The sequence below is a fragment of the Pseudarthrobacter sp. MDT1-22 genome, from assembly GCF_054511035.1.
The window spans coordinates 1-2,820 of the sequence record NZ_JBTNDK010000067.1; the positions used below are offsets into that span (position 1 = coordinate 1).

The window sequence follows — 2,820 nt, forward strand, 5'->3', positions numbered from 1 at the left end:
AGCCCTGAATGACCAGATCGATGAGGAAAATAGTCAATGAGCGTTGTCATCGGAGTGGATTCCTCCACCCAGTCCTGCAAAGTCCTCGCTGTGGACGCCCAGAGCGGGGACGTCATTTCTTCAGGGGCGGCTGCCCACCCGGACCGCACATCGGTGGACCCGCAGGTCTGGACCTCCGCCTTGCGTGAAGCATGGCAGGCAGCCGGCGCGGACCGCCTGGGTGGCTCCGTCGCCGCCGTCAGCGTTGCCGCCCAGCAGCATGGAATGGTCGCCCTCGACAGTTCCCGAAAACCCGTGTATGACGCGCTGCTGTGGAATGACACCCGCAGTGCAGCGGATGCGGCGCGCCTGCGGGATGAACTGGGACCCGAGGGGTGGGTCGACGCCGTCAACCTTGTCCCGGTCGCTTCGTTCACCATCACCAAACTGGCATGGCTGGCACGGAACGAACCGGACTCCGCGAACCGGATCGCACAGGTGGTGCTGCCTCATGACTGGCTGAACGGCGCCCTGGCCGGCGAGTTCACCACCGACCGAAGCGACGCTTCGGGCACCGGCTATTATTCCGCCGTGACCAACAGTTACCGCACCGACCTGCTGGAACGCTTCTTCGGACGCATTCCTCAGCTTCCCCGAGTAGTGCCCTCTGACGAACCGGCCGGGAGTGTGCAAAGCGGTTGGGGAATTGACGGGGCGCTCCTTGGGCCAGGTGCCGGTGACAACGCCGCAGCAGCCCTGGGCCTGGGCGTCCGCCCCGGCGAAATCGTCGTCTCGATCGGCACCTCCGGAACCGTATTCACCACAACGCCGTCGGCTGTCCCCGATCCAACCGGGGCTGTCGCCGGTTTCGCGGACGCCACCGGCAACCATTTGCCTCTGCTGGCCATGCTCAATTCCGCCCGGGTCATGGCCGCCACCGCCTCAATACTTGACATCGACCTGTCGGCACTCGATTCGCTGGCGCTGGCCGCCGACCGGGAAGCAGGAGGGCTGACATTCCTTCCGTATCTGGACGGGGAGCGGAGCCCCAACCTTCCCCACGCGACTGGATCCCTGACCGGACTCAGCAGAAGCAACATGACCCCGCAGAACCTTGCCCGCGCCTCAGTGCTGGGTGTACTCAATTCACTGGCCGACGCCATCGACATTCTTAAACAGTCCGGCGTAGCCCCGGATAAAGTGCTGCTGATCGGCGGAGGATCGAAGTCCAGGGCACTTCGCCAGGCCGCAGCCAGCATTTTCGGGATGCCCGTCGAGATCCCGACAACGAAAGAATATGTGGCGCTAGGGGCCGCTAGACAAGCGGCATGGTCAGCCTCCGGAAGCCTTCCCGACTGGCAACGAAGCGTTGAAGCCGCCTACGAGCCCGAAGGACACTGGGGCGCCGAGGTGCGGGGACGCTACATCGACGCCCGAAAAAACATCTACGGAGTCTGAGCTAATTGTGACGGACGCCCACTGGGCAGGCTCGAACACAAGGGTTCCTTGTGTTCCCTATATGAGGTACCGGTAGACGGTGGCGCGGGAGACCCCGAGCATCTTGCCGATGTCACGGGCGTTGATTCCTTTGTCCTTGAGTTCCCTGGCTCTGGCAGCGGCAGTGTCATCTAATTTTCGGGGCCTTCCGCCGTGGCGGTTGTTGGCCGCGGCTGCGGCGAGTCCTGCTCTGGTGCGTTCGATCATCGTGTCGCGCTCCAGCTGCCCGAACGCCGCCATGATTGTCAGCATGGCGGTGCCCATCGGGCCGGTGGTGTCCAGGCCCTCGGTCAGGGAGCGGAAACCCACTCCCCGTTCCCGGAGATTCTCGATAACGTCCAGGACATGCCGGGTGTTGCGTCCCAACCGATCGAGCTTCCAGACGGTGAGCACGTCACCGGCCTCCAGCCGTTCCATTGCCTTGGAGAGCTGGGGGCGTTCCGTCGTGGACCCGCTGACGCCGTTGTCGGCAAAGATCCGGGCAGCGCCGGCGGCCTGGAGTGCAGTGAGCTGCAGATCCAGGTTCTGTTCCGTGGTGGAAACCCTCGCGTACCCGATAGCAGCCATGGCCGTCCCTGCATTCTCTTAATCCCGAACAACTTGTCGTTATGAGACTACCTGTTGTTGGACGGCATTCCGAGACAACGCCTGTCCGTGTCGCGCCGCGAAATCCATGTCGGAAACCCGCTTCGGAAATCAACGTCGGAAACCCCTGCCGTGATGGTCTTCTCGACACATGTTGATCGGATGTCACGCGTCTCCACCGCCGACCAAAACCCCGACCACCAAACGGACACCCTCGCCCGCGCCGGCGTCGACCCGGCCAACATTTGCCTCGACCACGCCAGCGGCGCCAAAGCCAGCAGACCCGAGCTCGACAAGGCCCTCGCCTCCGCCAACCGGGCCGGCGACCAGCTCGTCATCACCCGCCTCGATAGACTCGGACGCTCAGTCCTGCACCTCGTCACCCTCGGCGGAAGCACGGGCAATGTTCGGGATGCTCTCCGTCCTCGCCGAACTCCAACGAGAACTCATCATCGCCAACACCCGCGACGGCCTCGCGGCCGCCCGCGCCCGCGGACGAACCGAAGGAAGACGCCCGAAACTCACCCCCGACCAGGCCCACCACGCCCAACAGCTCTACGACGCAGGGGACCACACCGTCCAGCGCATCGCCGACCTGCTTCAGGGCCCGCGCTCCAAGGCCACCTCAACAAAACAAGCATCGGGCGACGCCCACCCCAACGCCGTGACCCGGCGTAACAGCGGTGCCGACCAGAACCTCTACTACCTGGCCCCACCGGCTTAGCGCGACTCTCCCGAGCATTGGTCCTCAAGCCCCGA

2 protein-coding genes and 1 pseudogene are annotated in these 2,820 nt (G+C 64.3%); 2 read left to right on the top strand and 1 reads right to left on the bottom strand.

Annotated elements, in window-relative coordinates; translation table 11 throughout:
• Positions 1 to 36 precede the first annotated feature (36 nt).
• A complete protein-coding gene (gene xylB / locus ACX80M_RS20925; protein ID WP_459310386.1) occupies positions 37 to 1,437 on the top strand; it encodes a xylulokinase in 1,401 nt (466 codons plus the stop codon).
• Between the two features lie 57 nt (positions 1,438 to 1,494).
• Here xylB and ACX80M_RS20930 read toward each other — a convergent pair whose 3' ends face one another.
• A complete protein-coding gene (locus ACX80M_RS20930) occupies positions 1,495 to 2,043 on the bottom strand; it encodes a recombinase family protein (protein WP_252615098.1) in 549 nt (182 codons plus the stop codon).
• Positions 2,044 to 2,223: 180 nt separating this feature from the next.
• Here ACX80M_RS20930 and ACX80M_RS20935 point away from each other — a divergent pair.
• A pseudogene (locus ACX80M_RS20935) lies at positions 2,224 to 2,785 on the top strand (recombinase family protein).
• The last annotated feature ends 35 nt before the right edge of the window (positions 2,786 to 2,820 follow it).

What these genes read in the sequence shown, in the direction of transcription:
- xylB (WP_459310386.1), top strand. Translation starts at nt 37, where the DNA reads ATGAGCGTTGTCATCGGAGTGGATTCCTCCACCCAGTCCTGCAAAGTC.
- ACX80M_RS20930 (WP_252615098.1), bottom strand. Translation starts at nt 2,043, where the DNA reads ATGGCTGCTATCGGGTACGCGAGGGTTTCCACCACGGAACAGAACCTG.